Annotated in this window: 15 protein-coding genes and 1 other RNA gene; 6 read left to right on the top strand and 10 right to left on the bottom strand. The window is 40.3% G+C overall.

Features of this window, described 5'->3' with window-relative positions; genetic code table 11:
- Positions 1–62: 62 nt before the first annotated feature.
- Together PL11201_RS21170 and PL11201_RS21165 are read right to left on the bottom strand one after the other, a co-directional pair.
- Positions 63–1328 (bottom strand): HhoA/HhoB/HtrA family serine endopeptidase, encoded by a 1266-nt coding sequence (locus PL11201_RS21170; RefSeq protein ID WP_079680831.1) that lies wholly within the window; start codon positions 1326–1328, stop codon positions 63–65.
- Positions 1329–1388: 60 nt separating this feature from the next.
- The gene (locus PL11201_RS21165; protein WP_079680830.1) at positions 1389–1610 is read right to left on the bottom strand and encodes a hypothetical protein; all 222 of its coding nucleotides are present in this window, start codon (positions 1608–1610) and stop codon (positions 1389–1391) included.
- Between the two features lie 271 nt (positions 1611–1881).
- On the opposite strand from PL11201_RS21165, the gene PL11201_RS21160 reads away from it, so the two are divergent.
- Positions 1882–2625 (top strand): HEAT repeat domain-containing protein, encoded by a 744-nt coding sequence (locus PL11201_RS21160; protein ID WP_079680829.1) that lies wholly within the window; start codon positions 1882–1884, stop codon positions 2623–2625.
- Between the two features lie 28 nt (positions 2626–2653).
- Here the strand turns inward: PL11201_RS21160 and ssrS are convergent.
- Positions 2654–2840: non-coding RNA, 6S RNA (gene ssrS / locus PL11201_RS21155), on the bottom strand.
- A gap of 199 nt (positions 2841–3039) precedes the next feature.
- On the opposite strand from ssrS, the gene PL11201_RS21150 reads away from it, so the two are divergent.
- Positions 3040–3660 carry a tetratricopeptide repeat protein gene (locus PL11201_RS21150; RefSeq protein ID WP_079680828.1) on the top strand — a complete coding sequence of 207 codons (621 nt, stop codon included), beginning with the start codon at positions 3040–3042 and terminating at the stop codon, positions 3658–3660.
- 91 nt (positions 3661–3751) lie between these two features.
- On the opposite strand, the gene PL11201_RS21145 is transcribed toward PL11201_RS21150, so the two are convergent.
- The 4 genes from PL11201_RS21145 to PL11201_RS21130 all read right to left on the bottom strand — a co-directional run bounded on the left by PL11201_RS21145 (position 3752) and on the right by PL11201_RS21130 (position 11778).
- Positions 3752–5170: a M10 family metallopeptidase C-terminal domain-containing protein gene (locus PL11201_RS21145; RefSeq protein WP_144017843.1), complete on the bottom strand. Its 1419-nt coding sequence runs from the start codon at positions 5168–5170 to the stop codon at positions 3752–3754.
- A 269-nt stretch (positions 5171–5439) separates the two neighbouring features.
- Positions 5440–7812, bottom strand: coding sequence for a DNA helicase PcrA (gene pcrA, locus PL11201_RS21140; protein ID WP_079680826.1), 2373 nt, complete (start codon positions 7810–7812; stop codon positions 5440–5442).
- A gap of 78 nt (positions 7813–7890) precedes the next feature.
- Positions 7891–8454, bottom strand: a complete 564-nt coding sequence (locus PL11201_RS21135) for a hypothetical protein (protein ID WP_079680825.1) — start codon at positions 8452–8454, stop codon at positions 7891–7893.
- Positions 8455–8682: 228 nt separating this feature from the next.
- Entirely contained in the window at positions 8683–11778 is a 3096-nt protein-coding gene (locus tag PL11201_RS21130; protein ID WP_079680824.1) for an adenylate/guanylate cyclase domain-containing protein, read from the bottom strand.
- Positions 11779–12166: 388 nt separating this feature from the next.
- Here PL11201_RS21130 and PL11201_RS21125 point away from each other — a divergent pair, with 388 nt between their 5' ends.
- On the top strand, positions 12167–14215 hold the full coding sequence (locus PL11201_RS21125) for a DNA methyltransferase (RefSeq protein ID WP_200816828.1): 2049 nt from the start codon (positions 12167–12169) through the stop codon (positions 14213–14215).
- A gap of 99 nt (positions 14216–14314) precedes the next feature.
- On the opposite strand, the gene PL11201_RS21120 is transcribed toward PL11201_RS21125, so the two are convergent.
- On the bottom strand, positions 14315–15235 hold the full coding sequence (locus PL11201_RS21120; protein ID WP_079676644.1) for a transposase family protein: 921 nt from the start codon (positions 15233–15235) through the stop codon (positions 14315–14317).
- A gap of 62 nt (positions 15236–15297) precedes the next feature.
- On the opposite strand from PL11201_RS21120, the gene PL11201_RS21115 reads away from it, so the two are divergent.
- The gene (locus PL11201_RS21115) at positions 15298–16062 is read left to right on the top strand and encodes a type IIL restriction-modification enzyme MmeI (RefSeq protein ID WP_079680823.1); all 765 of its coding nucleotides are present in this window, start codon (positions 15298–15300) and stop codon (positions 16060–16062) included.
- A 5-nt stretch (positions 16063–16067) separates the two neighbouring features.
- Here the strand turns inward: PL11201_RS21115 and PL11201_RS21110 are convergent, their stop codons facing one another.
- Positions 16068–16643 carry a Uma2 family endonuclease gene (locus PL11201_RS21110; RefSeq protein ID WP_079680822.1) on the bottom strand — a complete coding sequence of 192 codons (576 nt, stop codon included), beginning with the start codon at positions 16641–16643 and terminating at the stop codon, positions 16068–16070.
- Positions 16644–16741: 98 nt separating this feature from the next.
- Here PL11201_RS21110 and PL11201_RS21105 point away from each other — a divergent pair, with 98 nt between their 5' ends.
- Both PL11201_RS21105 and PL11201_RS27375 read left to right on the top strand, forming a co-directional pair.
- Complete coding sequence (locus PL11201_RS21105) at positions 16742–17059, top strand: type II toxin-antitoxin system Phd/YefM family antitoxin (protein ID WP_200816827.1); 318 nt, start codon at positions 16742–16744, stop codon at positions 17057–17059.
- Positions 17059–17181: a hypothetical protein gene (locus PL11201_RS27375; protein ID WP_255377737.1), complete on the top strand. Its 123-nt coding sequence runs from the start codon at positions 17059–17061 to the stop codon at positions 17179–17181. Before PL11201_RS21105 ends, PL11201_RS27375 begins: the two co-directional genes overlap by 1 nt.
- 71 nt (positions 17182–17252) lie before the next feature.
- Here PL11201_RS27375 and PL11201_RS21100 read toward each other — a convergent pair whose 3' ends face one another.
- Positions 17253–17672 (bottom strand): profilin, encoded by a 420-nt coding sequence (locus PL11201_RS21100; RefSeq protein ID WP_027249559.1) that lies wholly within the window; start codon positions 17670–17672, stop codon positions 17253–17255.
- Positions 17673–17703 lie beyond the last annotated feature (31 nt).

Genomic DNA, 17703 nt, shown 5'->3' with positions numbered 1-17703 from the left:
TCCCCTGCTCCCCCTGCCTCCCCTGCCTCCCCTGCTCCCCCTGCTCCCCCTGCCCTCCGAAATCATCCTGGCATATTACCTGTTTTCACTTCTAATATTAGGGTCTGTCCTTGACGGTTTAACTCTACTTTCATCGGTATTCCGACATTCTTATTTTGAACTAATTCCTGAACCGTATCAGATTTTGTAATAGGTTTTTCATCAATTTTTACAATCACATCTCCTGGTTTTAATCCCGATTTCATCGCCGGGGAACCGGGAAGAACTCTGACAATTAAAACTCCACTATCTTGAGTAATAGTAAACTCTGCATCAGGATTTTCTTTCAATTCTTGCAGTAATTCAGGGCTAAGTGTCACCATTTCAATCCCCAAATAGGCGTGTTCAGCCCGTCCCGTTGTAGCTAATTGTTGGGCAATTTGTTGGGCTTTATTAATTGGAATAGCAAAACCTAAACCTTGAGCACCACTAATAATTGCCGTATTCATTCCGATCACCTCTCCATTGGCATTTAGCAGTGGCCCCCCGGAGTTTCCGGGGTTAATGGCAGCATCGGTTTGAATAAAGCCAATCCGTTTATCAGGAACACCAATATCACTACTCGACCGTCCGGTGGCGCTAATAATTCCCACCGTCACCGAATTATCTAATCCCAGGGGGTTGCCAATGGCGATCGCCCATTCTCCAGGGGATAGGGCCTCAGAATCGCCAATTTTTACGCTGGGCAAATTATCGGCATTAATTTTGATTACAGCCACATCCGTCACCCCATCCGATCCTAATACCTTGCCATCGAATCGACGACCATCTTTTAAAACCACTTGTACCCGATCAGTTCCTTCGACCACATGGGAGTTGGTCATAATCACGCCATCGGCCGAAAGAATAAACCCGGAACCTGTCCCCTGTTCAATCGGGCGATCGGAACGGCGTTTGGGGGGAGTCGCCCCAAAAAATTCCTCGGGAAAGCCATTTCCAAACTGCTCCAGTCCTCGACGGGTGGCTTGACGAGAAGCATTGATCCGAACCACAGCCGGCCCAATTTCGTTAACTGCATCGACAATAAAGTTAGAATCTACGGGCTTTGCAGCCACTTTTTGAGCTAACCAGCTAGTCGGACTGGAGGCAGAATTGGCTTGACTGTTGAAATTAGCGGTAGGAGCGGGGGCAGTTTTGGCAGGGGTTTGAACTATTGAGGGCGTAACAGTTGAAGCGGTGCGGGTGGCTAACCAGCGATCGCCCATCAAAGCTAACCCACCCCCAATTATCAATAGAAACAGGCTCCAGAGAGGGCTTTTACGATTTTCTTTGTCAGATGTAATTTTCATCAGAAAATTTGGTTTGAAACCCCGTCATGCCAGCGAAGTGGAGGACGGCTTTACCTAAATCTAGCTAAAAGCTTTTGGAACTGAGGAACTAATAATATTCAACGAGCCATTGACATCGGCACCGAATCGTTTCTCTGTAGAAGACTGATAAAGTCCCCTACAAATTCGTTCTAGGTTTTTACCAATGATCAAATTGCGAATTTGATGAAACACCAAATAACCCACAATCAATCGACTGGCTTTATGTAGATAATCCTCCACCTGATCGGGCAAGTCTATCACGATGTTCTACAATGATTGGGGTGAAATGAACCGAAATCCTTTCGCTTTCAGTTTGTCTGGCGGGATGAGGTAGTTTTTTTGTTAGACTTCCACCAAAAAAACGCCATGGGGCTTGGTAGCTAACTCCTAATTGTTTGGCAGTATTTGATCATTTTCTGGATACAGTATAGCAGATTTGACTATATTCTCGGTGAAGTTTTATAATACAGGCAGGTTGAACTTCCCTAGAATTGATGACATCAACGGTGACAAATTGCTGTAAATTAATGATATGGAGGATGCAAAACTGATCGTAACCAATACTCAAGACCCCTTAGAAAGTCCTTTGGATCAATTGGATGATGGCGAAGTAGCCAAACCCGATCCAGAGGAGATGTTGCTGTTGTTAACCTCACCTGAAGCGCAACAACGTATGATTGCCGCCCGGGCATTTTGTGAAATTAAGGACGGGCGGGCTATTCCTGATTTAATTCGGCTGTTGAAGGATGGTTGCCCTTTGGTGCGGGTGAGTGTGGCCTATGCCTTGGGACGCAATTCTAATTCCCAAGTGGTGGAAGCGTTGATTACACAACTACACCAAGACTGGAATGGTTATGTCCGTAAGGGGGTGGTTTGGGCTTTAGGAACCTGTGGCGATCGCCGAGCTTTAGAACCTTTGTTAGATGCCCTAAAAACCGATATTCCCGCCGTGCGTCTGTGGGCAGCTAGTTCCCTTGGTCAAATGGCGAAAGTGAGTTATGATACAGTGATTCGGGCAATTCCCCCCATGATTGAAGCCCTCCGTCAAGATCCGGTTCCGGCGGTTAGAAGTAACTGTGCTTGGGCATTGGGGCAACTCTGTCGAGAACTACCCTCTAATGTTGTTTATGCCGTGGCTATTGATGCCTTAATTGAAGCCTTGGAAGAAGATGGGGATGTCGGGGTTAAGGATGATGCTAAATCATCGTTATTAAGAGTCGGTGATCCGCGAGGATTACAAATTATTGAAGATCTGGAAATGGACGGCTTATTATAGTTTCTATCGTTTGATAACCGTATCAATAAGGCTAACCGCAACGCCGTGTTACCTCAGCTTTTGACCTGGGCAAAACCAGGTGGGTACCTCGACCAGACTTAAAGTTTCCGAGTCTAAGCTCGGTTTACTGCCGCCTGCAATTCTCTTAGTTCCCGTATTCTTAAAGCTATAGATCAAAAAAACATATCGGCAAATCACCAACGTCGCAGCACAACCTTGAAAGTATTATAACAGATTTTTCCGGGATAGCAAGGAGATCGGATAATGGGTAATGGGTAATGGCTGTTGTTCATCAACAAATTAAACTAATTCTTTGTCGAGCTTTAGCTCCACCCGTTGTTGCGCTTAAGCGCATCTTCTCCGTTATTGTAGTTTAACAATAGATTGCGCTTAAGCGCAACAACAATATCAAATATGTCTCTTTCCTTAGAACAACAACTCAACTACTGGACTAAATACTTCCATTCCCATCCCAATGATATTCGGGGATATATTCAACGGGGAATGGTTTATTTTAAATTAGCAAAAATCGCTGAATCAATTCAGGATTTTGATCACGCCGAACAACTAGAACCCAGTATTAAACCCTATCTTTGGCAACGGGGATTGTCCTATTATTATGCCGAACACTATCAACTCGGTGCAGAACAATTTGAAATTGATTTAACCGTTAATTCCCAAGACGTTGAGGAAACAGTTTGGCGTTATTTATGTATTGCCCAATTTCAAGGAGTAGAAGATGCTAAAAATACTTTGCTTCCTGTTAAAAATGATCCGCGTCCAGTTTTGAGAAGTGTTTATGATCTCTTTGCAGGAAATTGTACCCCGGAAGATTTATTAAAAATGGGACAAAAACAAGGAAAACAAGGGAATTTTTATAGTCATCTTTACTTGGGATTATATTATGAAGCCCAACAAAATATAGAACTGGCTAAAACCTATATTAATCAAGCTGCAACTGAATATCAAATTGATGATTATATGTGGAATTTAGCTGTTGTTCATCAAAAAATAAAACTCGGTGTTGAGTTTTAACACCACCCCTTGAAGAAGAATTATTCATAAATAGCTTCCCTGATTAATTATATTTTTGGGGTGGTGATGGTAGATTAAAAGGCTTGAGTTTTTAAGCTAAGGTAAAATCAGACACACCTAATGCTATAGTGGTACCTGAGAGAACCGCGATAATTTCCCCAGTTCCAGTAATTTGTACGGTGCTTCCCCCCGCTTGGGGAACAATAGCTAATTGTGCAAAAGTTAACCCTCCTGATAAAGCCAATTGATCGGAACCTTGAATAAAATCAGTAATAGTATCAGTTCCCAAACCCGGGGCAAGAATAAAGCGATCATTGCCTCCACCTCCGGTAATCGTATCATTATCGCGATCACCGGAAATCATATCATCACCTTCACCACCATTGATTTGATCGGCTTCTCGGCCCGCATAAATAGTATCATTTCCTAGGCCCCCATCGAGGATATCACCCCCTTTTCCGCCATAAACCGTATCGTTTCCCTCTCCTGATTGAATACTATTGTTAAAACGGTTGCCTAGAATTTCATCTTGGCCAGCGGTTCCAATTAAGTTTTCAATTTCGGTTGTAAAGGACGTATAGGTTCCAAAGGTATCTGTTTTATAGGTTGTTTCCTCTGGCGCCCCTTGAGACGGTTCTAACTTATAGTCTAATCCCTTGAGAGCGGCTTGGGTGGTAAAAGGTAGCCCAGGAGCTAACCGCAAGGTATAAACTTCATCCGCAGATAAACCCGAAAAATCGACCGTATCAATACCACCACTATCCGAAATCGTGGCAACCTGTTTAAAGTTCGTATCGTTGAAGGTATAAACATCATTGCCACTATTATTATCTTTAGCCCCATACAAAAACTGCAAGGCTAAAATATCGTATGGCATTAGGGTTTGAGGTTCCAGTGCTGCTACGTCCCCCTCTGTGGCACTACCCGGATTATAGGACATAATTGTATTTCGAGAATTGTCCTGTTCAAAGGGTAAGAATACTCGTCCGGGTGGGAGTAGAGTCGGATTTTTTTCTCCCGCATTGTAATTACCCGGGTGTTCTAAACCCAGCGCATGACCGAGTTCATGAATCAGGGTTGAATATTCAAAACTGCTCGGGCCATTCCCAAAGTTATATTCTTCTCCTTTTTTCAAAACTACAGACTGATAAGCGTTAGGGTCGGCTAAATCTCCAAGAGCATAAGCACTAGCATCAGGACTATTGGTTAAATTCCCCAACATAATCCGAAGATTACCTTGACCGGATAAATCTTCGACAAAGTTTATGGGTAGAACAGTTCCATAAACGGTCTGCATGATTTGACGAACTTGATTCTTTGTTCCTTCATCAACTTCTTGAATTCCTGTTTCCTCCAGTGCTGTTTCGTAAGTGCTTGCTTCTGCATTGGTCACAAAACTATAGGTTAGGGTTCCCCCTGGGGAAACATTCCATTTTAAAGGTTGTCCTGGATTATTTGGATTACTACCCACAAGGGCATCAATTCTTACATCATTTGTTGGGATCATCATAGCCTTAAAAAATTCTTTTTCCACAAGTAATTTATCAAGAATTAGTCATAAAATATCAATTTTTGTATAAAAATTAACATGATTTTTATACACTAAAATTTAACATAATTTTAATAGAATATCCGAATTTCTCAACAAAAAATTTAATTTTTTGTTGAGCTAAAGCTCCACCCGTTGTTGCGCTTTAGCGCATCTTCTCCATATTAATTCAACACTATCTATCCTTTAACTTTAATAATAAAAAAGTGCGCTTAAGCGCAACAACGGGGTTATTTGAAACGTTGCAATGGAACCGTTTTAGGATCAAGAATTTTGGGACTAAGACTGCCAAATTTAATCGCTAAAGACATTTTATCTTTATTTGAAAAAACGTGGCTAACTTCTCCAATTCCAAAGGTACGATGAAAGACCTTATCCCCCACTTTCCAATCCTTAACATCGGATTCTAACTTAACATTTTGTGCTGGTTTTTTCGTATCTGTCGGTGATTTTGACTCTTTTTTAATTCCCTTAGTTTTAGGGGTTTTGGGTTGAATGGGAGGAGTATACCCATGAATTAATCCTTCGGGTAATTCCTGCAAAAACATCGAGGGGATACAGGATTCTAAAGTCCCCCATAAGCGCCGTTGACAAGCATGGGTTAAAAATAATTGTTCCTGGGCGCGAGTAATCCCAACATAACATAAACGTCGTTCTTCTTCTATCGATAAGGGATCATTTAAACTACGATAATTGGGAAAAAGTCCCTGTTCTAAACCGACTAAAAAGACAATCGGAAATTCTAATCCTTTGGCCGCATGGAGGGTTAATAGGGAAACCGCTTGTTGTCCTTCTTTTAAGTTATCTAAATCGGACGCTAAGGAGGCAGTGGCTAAAAATCCGCCCAGGGTATTATCCTCATATTCCTCTTGAAATTGGGAGACGGCATTGGTCAATTCCTTAATATTTTCTAAGCGGTTTTCGGCTTCATCTGTCCCTTCATTTTTTAGGTCTTGAATATAACCCGCATCGAGTAAAACACCTTCTAGGATTTGCATAGCAGAATGGTCTTCGATGCGTTCTTGCCAAGTTTTAATCGTTTGGGCAAATTGATTCACGGATTTGGCTGAACGTCCGGCTATGGTATTAACAGAATCTTCATCACTAATTACTTCCCAAAGGGGAATTCCTAACTGTTGAGAGGCATTCATTAACCCATCAATGGTGGTTTTACCAATGCCTCGACGGGGAACATTAATAATTCTGAGCAAACTAATACTATCGGCGGGGTTGGCAATGACTCGTAAATAAGATATGGAATCCTTGATTTCTTTGCGGTCATAGAACCTTAATCCCCCCACCACGGTATAGGGAATATTATTCCTTAATAAGACATCTTCTAGGGCGCGGGATTGGGCATTGGTTCGATATAAAATGGCAAACGCCCCGTAATCTAATTCGGGATTTTTTTTACTAATTCCTTGAATTTGTGATAAAATAAAGTTAGCTTCATCTACTTCATCATCTGCCCGATAACAGTAAATCGGTAGTCCTTCTCCTCGGGTGGGACGGAGGATTTTATCAATGCGTTCGGTGTTTTGTTGAATCAGATGATTAGCAACTTGTAAAATATTTTCCCGGGAGCGATAATTTTCCTCCAATTTAATCATTGTGCGGGTATCATCATCGGGGAGGCGATCGCCAAAATCCTGTTGAAATTCTAATAATATTTTATAGTCGGCCATCCGAAACGAATAAATCGATTGATCTACGTCTCCCACGACAAAAATAGAGCGATTTTGCCAATTTTTAATGGTTCTCGGGTTTTCGCCATTGGTGACTAATAACCGAATTAAGTTATATTGGGTGCGGTTCGTATCCTGATATTCGTCTACTAAAATATGACAAAACTTTTGATGCCAATAGGCTAATACTTGCTCATTTTGACTGAGTAAATCAACGGTTATTCTAATTAAATCATCAAAATCTAACGCATTATTTGAAGCTAATTGAGATTGATAGGAACTATAAACTTCCGATACAACTCTACCATAATAATCGGGATTTTCCCTAGCATATTGTTGAGGAGAAAATCCGAGGTTTTTAGCATTACTAATCGAATATCTAATTTTTTTAGGTTCAAATTTCTTGTCGTCTAAATTCATATCTTTGAGAACGATATGCTTAACTAATTTTTGAGCATCATCTTCATCAAAAATTGAGAAATTCTTATCCCACTTTCTGCCACTTTCGTCTTGATACTTATTAATATCATATCTCAAAATTCGAGCGCACAAACTATGGAAGGTTCCCATCCAGAGATGTTTGCTAATACTGCGATAAACCTTGGATTTTAAGCGGGTTTGTTCATCGGCGGCTAAAGCGGATAGGGGTTTTCCAAATTCCAGTTCTGCCTGTTGTTGAGCAAAAATTAACTCCACCCGTTCCTTAATTTCCTTAGCGGCTTTATTCGTAAAAGTCACCGCCAAAATATTCTCAGGATGAACCCGATGGCTGCGAATTAAATTAGCGATGCGATAGGTTAAAGCCCGTGTTTTACCCGAACCCGCTCCCGCCACCACCAGCATCGGCCCACAAAAATGTTCCACCGCTTGACGTTGGCAGGTATTGAGATGGCTAAGGAAATCAATGGTTTGAGTCATGGCTACAGAAAACACAGGAATCCAATTAATTCTATCCTATCTATAGCCGGGAATCGGGAATACCAGAACTAGAATTACTTAAGATTTTTGAATTCTGTTATAGGTGTCCTGAACAACATCAAGTAAGGTTAACACTTGTTGCCATCCGGGATCTCCAGTCCCATTATTGCTTTGATGTTCTGCGGTTAAACGGTCTTTTAAATGCTTAAATAAATCATTAACCGATAAAACAATTTCCCTAGAAGCATCTTCTTTATCGTCTCCATCATCGCCCGCATCGTCGTCATCATCTTCAGAATCGGCTGAATCTTCGTGAATATCTTGGGCGGTTTCTGCTAAGGTTAACGCCCGTTGAGCAATATTTTCAGGGAGTTTAGGACGTTCTCCTAAAGCAATCCGAGACAATTCTAGCAATAGTTGACGCACCTGTTCAATCCATTGGCTTTTTTCAGATTGCCAACCGGTGTTGGCTGATTTTTGCAGAATATCCTGGGCTTTTTGGGCTAAAGGTAAGGCTTGAGTGGAAACACTATCAGGTAATTTAGGAGTATCTGCCAAAGAAGCGCGGGCGACTTCAATTAAGAAGTCATGAACTTGCTTGACCCACTGAAGATCGGATAATTGTGAACTTACTCTAGGCATATCTTAAACTCTGGTGATTTTTTACCAATAAATGTGGAACATCAATACACAGTCCTCCATTATTCTCCGCAGGTCGCACTTTGTCTAAGCTGGGGGATTTTGGGCAGATCAGTTCAAACAAATGTTTTCAGGGTTAGATTTTTTTCAATCCCTAACATTGATCTAAAACCCAGTTTATCAAAAAACCGGGTTTAAAAGTTTCAGTCCCTCTCTAGGACAGCTATTAATTTACTTCTCTGTCAGGTTCCACACCCCTTCCCAGGTTTCATCCGGGGGTTGGGTGGTTTCATACAGAATACAGCGATCAACGTGCAGTTTAGCCGCCTTATTTTTCGGATCGATTTCTAAAACCGTCAGAAATTCCCGTTTAGCAGTCCTCAAAGATTCTTTGGCTTTTGCTGCAAATTTGCGTTTGGCTAAATCCACCATTTTCCGAAGTTTGGGTAGGGGCATTTCTGCGGCTTCGTCTTCTAACATTTTTTGGGTATTGACATCGGTTGTAAACTGTTTGAGTTTAACGATGAGTAATTTTTTAGTTTCCCGAGGAGTAAATCCTTTGACTTTTTCCGGTAAAATAGCTAAGGCTTCCTCCGTAGGCATCTGTTTAAATTCTTCTAGGGCTAACCGCTTGATGATGTTTTCATCTAACATTTCGGTGAGTTTCTCCAGAGAATTTCTTAATAACATTTGTCCTAATAAATCCTTATCATCATAGGAGAGTTTTTTCAGTTGAACTTCGGAGAGTTCTTCGAGTTCTTCTAATAACGGGACTATTTCTTCTGCGGTTAATTTTTCCGTGGCGGGTTTGAGGTAATATTCCCGTCCGAGGTGATAGTGGTCGATGATCCCCTGTTGTTTTTCCGAAATCGGTCGGACTAATTTCCCCTCCCGAATACCGACGAGTTCATAAATTCTCACCGGTTGGCTTTTGCCTTTAACGGTGATGAAATCGAGTTCCCGCACAATTACCCGATCAGCATAATGGATATAGGTATTCTCACTAATTACGATATCCGTGCCATATTGTTTACTGGTTCCTTCTAAACGGGAGGCGAGGTTAACTCCATCCCCAATAGAGGTTAATTCCATCCGTTTACTTGACCCAATATTTCCCGATACCACTTCGTCGGAATGGAGACCCATACCAATACCAATGGGCATTAACCCCTCGGCGACCCGACCTTCATTGTATTCGGCTAAACGGTAGCGCATTTCCACGGCCGCTTGCATGGCCATCCAGGGATGATCCACCAGGGGGGCGGGAGACCCAAACACGGCCATCAGCGCATCTCCGATATATTTATCCAGGGTTCCTTTATAGCTCAATACGGTGTCTACCATTTCCTCAAAATAGGAGTTAAGCATGGTGACGACTTCTTCGGCTTGCAGTTTTTCGGTTAAGGTAGTGTAGCCGCGGATATCACTAAATAAAACCGTCACCTGTTTGCGTTTTCCACCTAACCCGGTATCGCCACTGGCTAATAGTTGTTCGGCAACTTCTGGGGTCATGTAGCGATACATTAAGTTCTTAATTTCTTTCTCCCCACTAATATCTTCCATCACCACTAATGCCCCACTGACTTTGCCGGGGTTATTGATATCGGACATGGAATTAATCGATAAATTCACACTGCGAGAGGATTCATTTGTCCCGGGGAATAGGGTTTGATCGGGGTAATATTGTTGCCGATCTTTGGCATCTTTTGGAGCTAAGGCGGCATCAAACCATTTGCTGAAATCTCCGTCTTTAACCTGAATTAAATCTCGGACAGAACGCCCTTTAACCACATCTTCCTCCCGGATTCCTAGGAGTTCCATGGCACAATCATTAGTGGCAATCATGCGACCTTCTTTATCGGTAGAAATCACCCCATTACTGAGCGATCGCAGAATATCTTTTTGCCGTTGTTCCTGTTCTTTGACTTTTTGGAACAATTTGGCATTTTGTAGGGCAACCCCCGCTTGAATATTAAAAGCCTGCATGAATTCTAAATCATTCGTATTAAAGCTGGCTTTCCATTGTTCCGGTGCTTCTGGCCAATTTTCTGGATCATAGGGAGGGTGTTCTCCTTGTTTTTTCTTATTAATTAATTGAGTCACCCCAATCAGTTGATTATCGGCATTATAGACGGGCGTACATAACATACTGCACGTCCGATATTTGGTTTTTTGATCCGTTTGTTTAGAGGTTTCCGAACGAGGATCGTTATACAGATCAAAAGGAATTAATAAAGGTTCGCCACTTTGGGCCACAACTCCCGCAAATCCTGCCTGTCGAGGAATCCGAATTTCTACTAACTTTTCATTAATCGGAATTTTTGTCCAAAGTTCTCCTTTTTCTTCATCTAATAACCAGAGGGTACTGCGATCGGCATTCATTAATTCTTTTGCCTGATCCATAACATTTTTTAGGGTTTCCTCTAAGTCCAAACTACTCTTACTGAGGGCATTAACCGCATTCATTAACGCGGCCGCCGCCCGTTGTCTGACCGTGGCGGCATAGAAGGAACGAGAGGACTCTAAAATCAGGCGAATTGAAGGAACAAATTCTTCAAATAGTTTTTCATCATTTGCAGTAAATCCGTCAAAATCTATCTTTTCATCTAAGGGTTCATGGGGAGCGGCATTCAGTTTTAATTTATTCAGTAACTGTACCACCGCCACCAAGCCATCTTCATCATTTAAAAGAGGCATAACGACCATCGTATAAGTCCGATAGCCATTTTTCTGATCCATTTTCTTGGCGGCGGCCGAACGCGGATCGTTATAAAAATCGTAGGGAATATTAACCACCGTTCGAGTCGTCGCCACTTCTCCGGCGATTCCGGCGGTGGATGGGATTCTCAATTCTAGGGGTTTACCATCCTGTCCACCCGCGACAATTGACCAAAGTTCGTGTTTTTCTTCATCTACTAGCCAGATCGTTGTCCGATCAGCATTCAAAAGTTCCCCTATTTTAATCGTAATCGACCGCAACATTTCATTGAGGATTTCCTCAAACCCCTGGGCATCGAGCAGATTATTCAGCATCGATAGGGTTTGATTCACGGTTTTTAGTTTTTCCTCAACTTCTTTAACCACAATCACGAAATTGTCTTTGGTTAAAGGAGCTAGAAAAGAGGAGAAATTACCTCCACCTCCACCAGTAGGAACTAAACTCCCATTCATCGAACCAGATGATTTTTGCTGTGGGGTCTCACCCCCCACTTTGCTGATATTCTTTCGATTAGCTGTAGACTCCTCAACGGGCGTTACATCAATTACTTGGGATGAAACCACCGTTGATTCTCCTGATATAGAATTGGTCGGGGATGCAGATTTCATAGGGGTTTAAGACATAGATTGGGGTTCAAACCGTCTTTTAGGGAAAGATTAATATTTTTTTAAGTTTTGAACTATCAAAAGAAAATAGCCCATAGACAATTACTGTTTACCAGTTTACGTTGAATATTGACAAGTTGCTAGATTTAATCCCATTTGGGGTAAGCCCGGTTTGTCAAACCATTGTTCCACTTAGTATAGATTCTCGTCTGTGTTTTGTTCTACCAATTTTGAAAAAATAGGGCAAGAGGTAATGGCGATCACAGATTTAAGAGGATTTCACGAATTTTAATCGGTCAGGACTTAGGTAAGTACGCTATATATGGTGTACTTGCCTAAGTCCTGTGATAGTATAAAAATTGCCTAAAATCATGCCTTAACATTTGCCGATATGCCTCTAAGTTGGAATGAAATTAAGCAAAGGGCGATCGCCTTTTCTAAGGAATGGGAAACTGAAACTTCAGAGAAATCAGAGTCACAATCATTCTGGAATGATTTTTTTAATGTGTTTGGCATTTCACGGCGGCGGGTGGGAAGTTTTGAGCTACCGATTAAAAAGGCAGATAATAAACAAGGCTTTATCGATCTTTTGTGGAAAGGGATGATTTTGGTGGAACATAAGTCTAGGGGCAAAGACTTAGATAAGGCTACACAACAGGCAAAAGATTATTTTCCCAATTTAAAGGAGCATGAATTACCCAAATATATTTTAGTTTCGGATTTCCAAAAATTCCGGCTTTATGATTTAGATACGAACGAAACTACAGAGTTTGATCTAAAGGATTTTGTTAACCATGTGCATCTATTCGGCTTTATGGCGGGATATGAAAAACGGGTTTATAAGGATGAAGATCCGGTTAATATTGCGGCGGCGGAATTGATGGGAGAACTGCACGATCGCCTCAAAGAAATTGGCTATAGTGGGCATGATTTAGAGGTGTATCTGGTGCGGCTATTGTTCTGTATGTTTGCCGATGATACGGGGATTTTTAATAAGGGAATTTTTTGGGAATATATCGATTTGCATACCAAGGAAGATGGCAGTGATTTGGCGATGCACATTGCTTCAATTTTCCATATTTTAAATACCCCCAATCAGAAGCGGTTAAAAAATTTAGATGAAAATTTAGCGCAGTTTCCCTATGTGAATGGGAAGTTATTTGAGGAGACTGTACAACCTGCGGCCTTTGATCAGCAGATGCGTGAAATGTTGTTAAAGGCTTGTGCATTTGATTGGGGTAAGATTTCCCCTGCAATTTTTGGGTCAATGTTTCAGGCGGTAATGAATCAGACGGAACGGCGTAATTTAGGAGCGCATTACACATCTGAAAAGAATATCCAAAAGTTGATTAAGCCACTTTTTTTGGATGATCTTTATATTGAATTTGAGAAGGCTAAGGGTAGTAAGGGTAAACTAGAAGCATTACATAAAAAGATTGCCAATTTATATTTCCTTGATCCTGCCTGTGGTTGTGGTAATTTCTTAATTATTACCTATCGGGAATTGCGAGATTTAGAGATTCTGATTTTATTGGAATTGAATAAAAGTGGGCAGTTAGTGACGGATATTAGCTCAATTATTCAAGTAGATGTGGATCAGTTTGCGGGGATTGAATATGATGAATTTGCGGTGCGGGTGGCTGAGGTGGCGATGTGGTTAATTGATCATCAGATGAATGTGAAGGTGAGTAATGAGTTTGGGCAGTATTTTGTGCGTTTGCCATTGAAGAAATCCGCGAAGATTGTGCATGGTAATTCCTTGCGGATTGATTGGGAGTCGGTCGTTGCAAAAGAGAAGTTAAATTTTATTTTGGGTAATCCTCCATTTGTCGGTAAAAAAGAGCAAAATAAAGAGCAAAAAGTTGATATGGAAAACGTATTAAAAGGCATTAACAGTGCTGGCTTGTTAGATTATGTAACTGCTTGGTATATCAAAGCAGCCCAATTTATTCAAAACACTAATATTTGTTGTGCTTTTGTAAGTACAAATTCAATTTCTCAGGGAGAACAAGTTGGTACTCTTTGGCAAGAGCTTTATAATCGTTACAAAATTAAAATCAATTTTGCTCATCGTACATTTAGTTGGAGTAATGAGGCTAAAGCTAATGCTGCTGTACATTGTGTGATTATTGGTTTTGGATTGCGGGATATTGAAAATAAAAGAATTTTTGATTATATGGATATTAAAGGTGAGCCATCAGAGAAAAAGGTTAAAAATATAAATCCTTATTTAGTGGAGGGAAATAACAACTTTGTTTTATCAAGAAGTAAGCCTATTTGTACTGTTCCTGAAATCATAAAGGGTAGTGAAACGACTGATGATGGTCATTTCCTTTTAACTGAAGATGAAGTTAACGAACTAAAGCAAAACTTTCCAGAATCTAATAGACATCTCCGAAAATCCTCAAATGCCCTCTATCGCTACTTTTTGAGTCTCTAGCACTCCTGTGCCGGTTTCTCCTAAAGTAACGGATTCATAGGCTTTTTCAGTTACATTAATAATAATTAATGAATTTTATTTCTGATATTCAATCATTTTTCAAAAGTATTCTGGGCAATTCTTAGATGATAATACAATCGCTCCTATTCGCCATCTTATTAGTCCACATACTGTCAAGATTACTGCTTCATAATTTTGGCTCTTTAACCGAAATCTTTCTGAAGCAACTCGATAAATTTTTATCAGTCTTATTAAATGTTCGACTACAATCCTTTGTTTGGCTTTTAACCGATTTTCTTCTCGATTTTCAAGGGATATTTCTTGATTCCTCGGTTTCTTATGTGGTGTATTAATTGCTGTTTCCCCTACATAAGCTTTATCCCCCCTGTATTTTTGATGATTCCCCAATTCCTCCCTTCTTTCTCTCCACAATTTCAGATCGCTTGTTGCTCCGGTATAACCCACAGCTACATCCACTATTTCTTTCCCGCTCGGCATGACAATGACTTGATTTTTAAAGGTATGTGTTTTTTTCTTTCCTGAGTAATATTTTTTCTGCTCTTCATTGTCTGTTGGTCTTTGCATGGGCTGTTCATAGCTATCTACTACTAACTCATATTCCAGCAGAATTTTTTCTACCCACTCCCAATCACTCTCGTTTTTTTTTACTTGCTCAAGTAAACTGGCTGGCAGTAATTCTCTCAATATTTTTATCCCGTTATGGAAAATATCATTCGCTGTTGATTCACTCACTTCAAACTGTAACCCTAACATTTGAAATGTGGGCATCTGATGCAGATAAATTAGAGTTAGTAAGATTTGTTCCTCCACAGATAATTTCTGGTGACGACCCCCACCTGCTTTAATCAACCTGATCTTAGCTTTTTCTCGTTCTTGTCGTTTTTCTTGTTCTAATAACTCCGCGGCTTGAATTAGTTCTATCAACTGTTCATATTCCATCCCTAATAGCCTTTTTGTTTGCTGGGGATTCTTGTCCAGATAGCCTCTTAATTTAGTCATCTCTCCTTGGGGTAAAATCAAATTTTACCATCTTGCTATCCCTCCCCATTTTTATTTCGGAGATGTCTAATAGTTTTATTCGGTTATTTGTTGGTGGCGGAGATATTATTCATGGAAAAGTTAGATATGCTCTTTGGTTAAAAAATGTTGAGCCTTCTTTAATCAGAAGAATTCCACTGTTAACTCAAAAAATTGAAAACGTCAAAAAATTTAGAGAAAGTAGTCCTAAACTGCGTACAAGGCAATGGGCAAAATTTCCTACACTTTTTTCTGAAGATAGACAACCGACTACTGATTTTTTAGCACTTCCAAAAGTTTCATCTGAAAGGAGATTTTATATTCCATTTGCATATTTAACATCTGACTACTTAATTAACAACACAGTCTCCTACATACCTAATGCAGATAAGTTTTTGTTTGGAATACTTCAAAGTGAAATGCACATGACTTGGGTAAAATATGTATGTGGAAGGACTAAAAGCGATTATCAATATTCAAACAAGATTGTTTACAACAACTATCCATTCCCTGAAAACGTCAGCGACAAACAAAAGCAAAAAGTAGAAACTGCCGCACAAAAAGTATTAGACACAAGGGCAAAATATCCCGATAGTAGCCTCGCTGATCTTTACGATCCTCTCACCATGCCACCCGACTTAGTAAAAGCCCATCAAGCCCTAGATAAAGCCGTTGATCTTTGCTATCGTCCCCAACCTTTTGTTAGTGAATTAAATCGCATTGAGTATTTATTTAGCCTCTATGAAGCCCTAAGTGCGCCATTGCTGAAAGTTGAGAAGAAAAAGCGAGTTAAGAAAAAAGATAGTTAATAATTTTACCAAATCATCCCCAAATTTAACACAAAACCCTTTAAAATATCTTCCCCTGAAACCGTAGCAGGAGAATCTAAAAACTCAACCTCTTTTCCTGGTCTATAAATCTCTACTTGACGAGATTTACGATTAATTAATATACCCAAACGCACACCATTATCTATATATTCCCTCATCTTTTCCTGTGTAGTCTTCAAACTATCACTAGGAGAAAGTAACTCAATTACAAAATCAGGACAAATAGGAGGAAACTTTTGTTTTTCTTCATCGGTTAAAGCATCCCATCTTTCTAACTTGATCCAAGAAGCATCAGGAGAGCGATCAGCACCATTAGGCAATTTAAAACAAGTCGAAGAATCAAAAACTATACCCTCCTTATTTTGCTCATTCCAAATCCAAACTTGAGCAGTAATACCCGCATTACGATTTCCTGTTTCTCCTCCCGTTGGTGGCATAATTATTAACTCTCCATTGGCATTTCTTTCAAATCTCAATTCCCGGTTGTTTTGACATAGTTGAAAAAACTGCTCATCAGTCATTTCTATTAATGATTTCAAATTGACAGTTAAAGCATTCATAGTCCTATCCTCATTGAATGTTCGGGGAGAAATTTTAACTATCTCATATCCTATTATATATTATATTCCTGTGAGTCGTGATTATTAGGCGATCGCTTTTGCTGTATTTAGATGTACACTTAGATGTACAGATAGATTCAAAAATAATGCTATCCAATATTCCGATTACAGAAGCAAGAAACGAGTTAACCTCATTACCTGAAAAACTTGCCCAGCAAGGCGGTACACTTGCCATTACCCGCAGAGGCAAGCCTGTCCTAGCCGTGATGACCTGGGAACATTACGAAGCAATACTCGAAACCATAGAAATACTTGGTGATGAGAACCTTATGGCTAACTTGCATCAAGGTATTACCGAGGCGAAATCAGCAGAAGGAATAGATTGGGAATTAGCTAAACGAGAATTAGACCTGTAATGTATCGCGTCGTTATTCAACCTACGGCTTTCAAACTATTAAAAGAAATTAGCGATCGCCCTAAAAAGCTATTGAGATTAGGGCTGTTAGACGAGTCAGACGAGGATCAAGATGATGATTAAAATTCAGAATTAAAGCATAGAATTTTGGGTATTCAGAAGTGATAGAAAAAGCGATCGCACTCGGCATCCTGTTACATTCCCACACTTTCTAAATAATCTGCAATAACACCCACTGCTTTATTCGTGTTTCCCTGTTGTGAGCCTTCTAGCGTATGACCAATAACAACAGCCGATTTGGATTTTTGTATCGTTATCGCGCCAAAACCTTTCTTTTTTGCGAAGGCTACCTTACCATCCTCTCTCAAGAATTGATATTTCACACCTTCTAACACGATACCATTGGCCTGCGCTGACGAGAAATCACCTGATTTCATCATTTGAGCAATTTTCTGTCCCTCCGCAGGTGTAAGTTGAATACCATATGGATGATTTGGGCTAGTCCATGATGCTCCACCATCTAGAGAAATAATAGCTGCTTTCCCACAGTGAGCTTTCCCTGTGGAATCATTTGATTGTGCACACAAATTGTCAAGATAACTGTCCCAAGACATATAAACACCTCTTTAATTTAATTAGTTTTTA

This window comes from Planktothrix sp. PCC 11201, assembly GCF_900009135.1.
Classification (GTDB): Bacteria; Cyanobacteriota; Cyanobacteriia; order Cyanobacteriales; family Microcoleaceae; genus Planktothrix.
Note: the sequence above shows the minus strand (reverse complement) of the source record. Positions and strands in the feature narration are given on the sequence as shown.

What these genes read in the sequence shown, in the direction of transcription:
- PL11201_RS21150 (WP_079680828.1), top strand. Translation starts at nt 3,040, where the DNA reads ATGTCTCTTTCCTTAGAACAACAACTCAACTACTGGACTAAATACTTC.
- PL11201_RS21135 (WP_079680825.1), bottom strand. Translation starts at nt 8,454, where the DNA reads ATGCCTAGAGTAAGTTCACAATTATCCGATCTTCAGTGGGTCAAGCAA.
- PL11201_RS21160 (WP_079680829.1), top strand. Translation starts at nt 1,882, where the DNA reads ATGGAGGATGCAAAACTGATCGTAACCAATACTCAAGACCCCTTAGAA.
- PL11201_RS21110 (WP_079680822.1), bottom strand. Translation starts at nt 16,643, where the DNA reads ATGAATGCTTTAACTGTCAATTTGAAATCATTAATAGAAATGACTGAT.
- pcrA (WP_079680826.1), bottom strand. Translation starts at nt 7,812, where the DNA reads ATGACTCAAACCATTGATTTCCTTAGCCATCTCAATACCTGCCAACGT.
- PL11201_RS21170 (WP_079680831.1), bottom strand. Translation starts at nt 1,328, where the DNA reads ATGAAAATTACATCTGACAAAGAAAATCGTAAAAGCCCTCTCTGGAGC.
- PL11201_RS21145 (WP_144017843.1), bottom strand. Translation starts at nt 5,170, where the DNA reads ATGATGATCCCAACAAATGATGTAAGAATTGATGCCCTTGTGGGTAGT.
- PL11201_RS21125 (WP_200816828.1), top strand. Translation starts at nt 12,167, where the DNA reads ATGCCTCTAAGTTGGAATGAAATTAAGCAAAGGGCGATCGCCTTTTCT.
- PL11201_RS27375 (WP_255377737.1), top strand. Translation starts at nt 17,059, where the DNA reads ATGTATCGCGTCGTTATTCAACCTACGGCTTTCAAACTATTAAAAGAA.
- PL11201_RS21130 (WP_079680824.1), bottom strand. Translation starts at nt 11,778, where the DNA reads ATGAAATCTGCATCCCCGACCAATTCTATATCAGGAGAATCAACGGTG.
- PL11201_RS21100 (WP_027249559.1), bottom strand. Translation starts at nt 17,672, where the DNA reads ATGTCTTGGGACAGTTATCTTGACAATTTGTGTGCACAATCAAATGAT.
- PL11201_RS21120 (WP_079676644.1), bottom strand. Translation starts at nt 15,235, where the DNA reads ATGACTAAATTAAGAGGCTATCTGGACAAGAATCCCCAGCAAACAAAA.
- PL11201_RS21115 (WP_079680823.1), top strand. Translation starts at nt 15,298, where the DNA reads ATGTCTAATAGTTTTATTCGGTTATTTGTTGGTGGCGGAGATATTATT.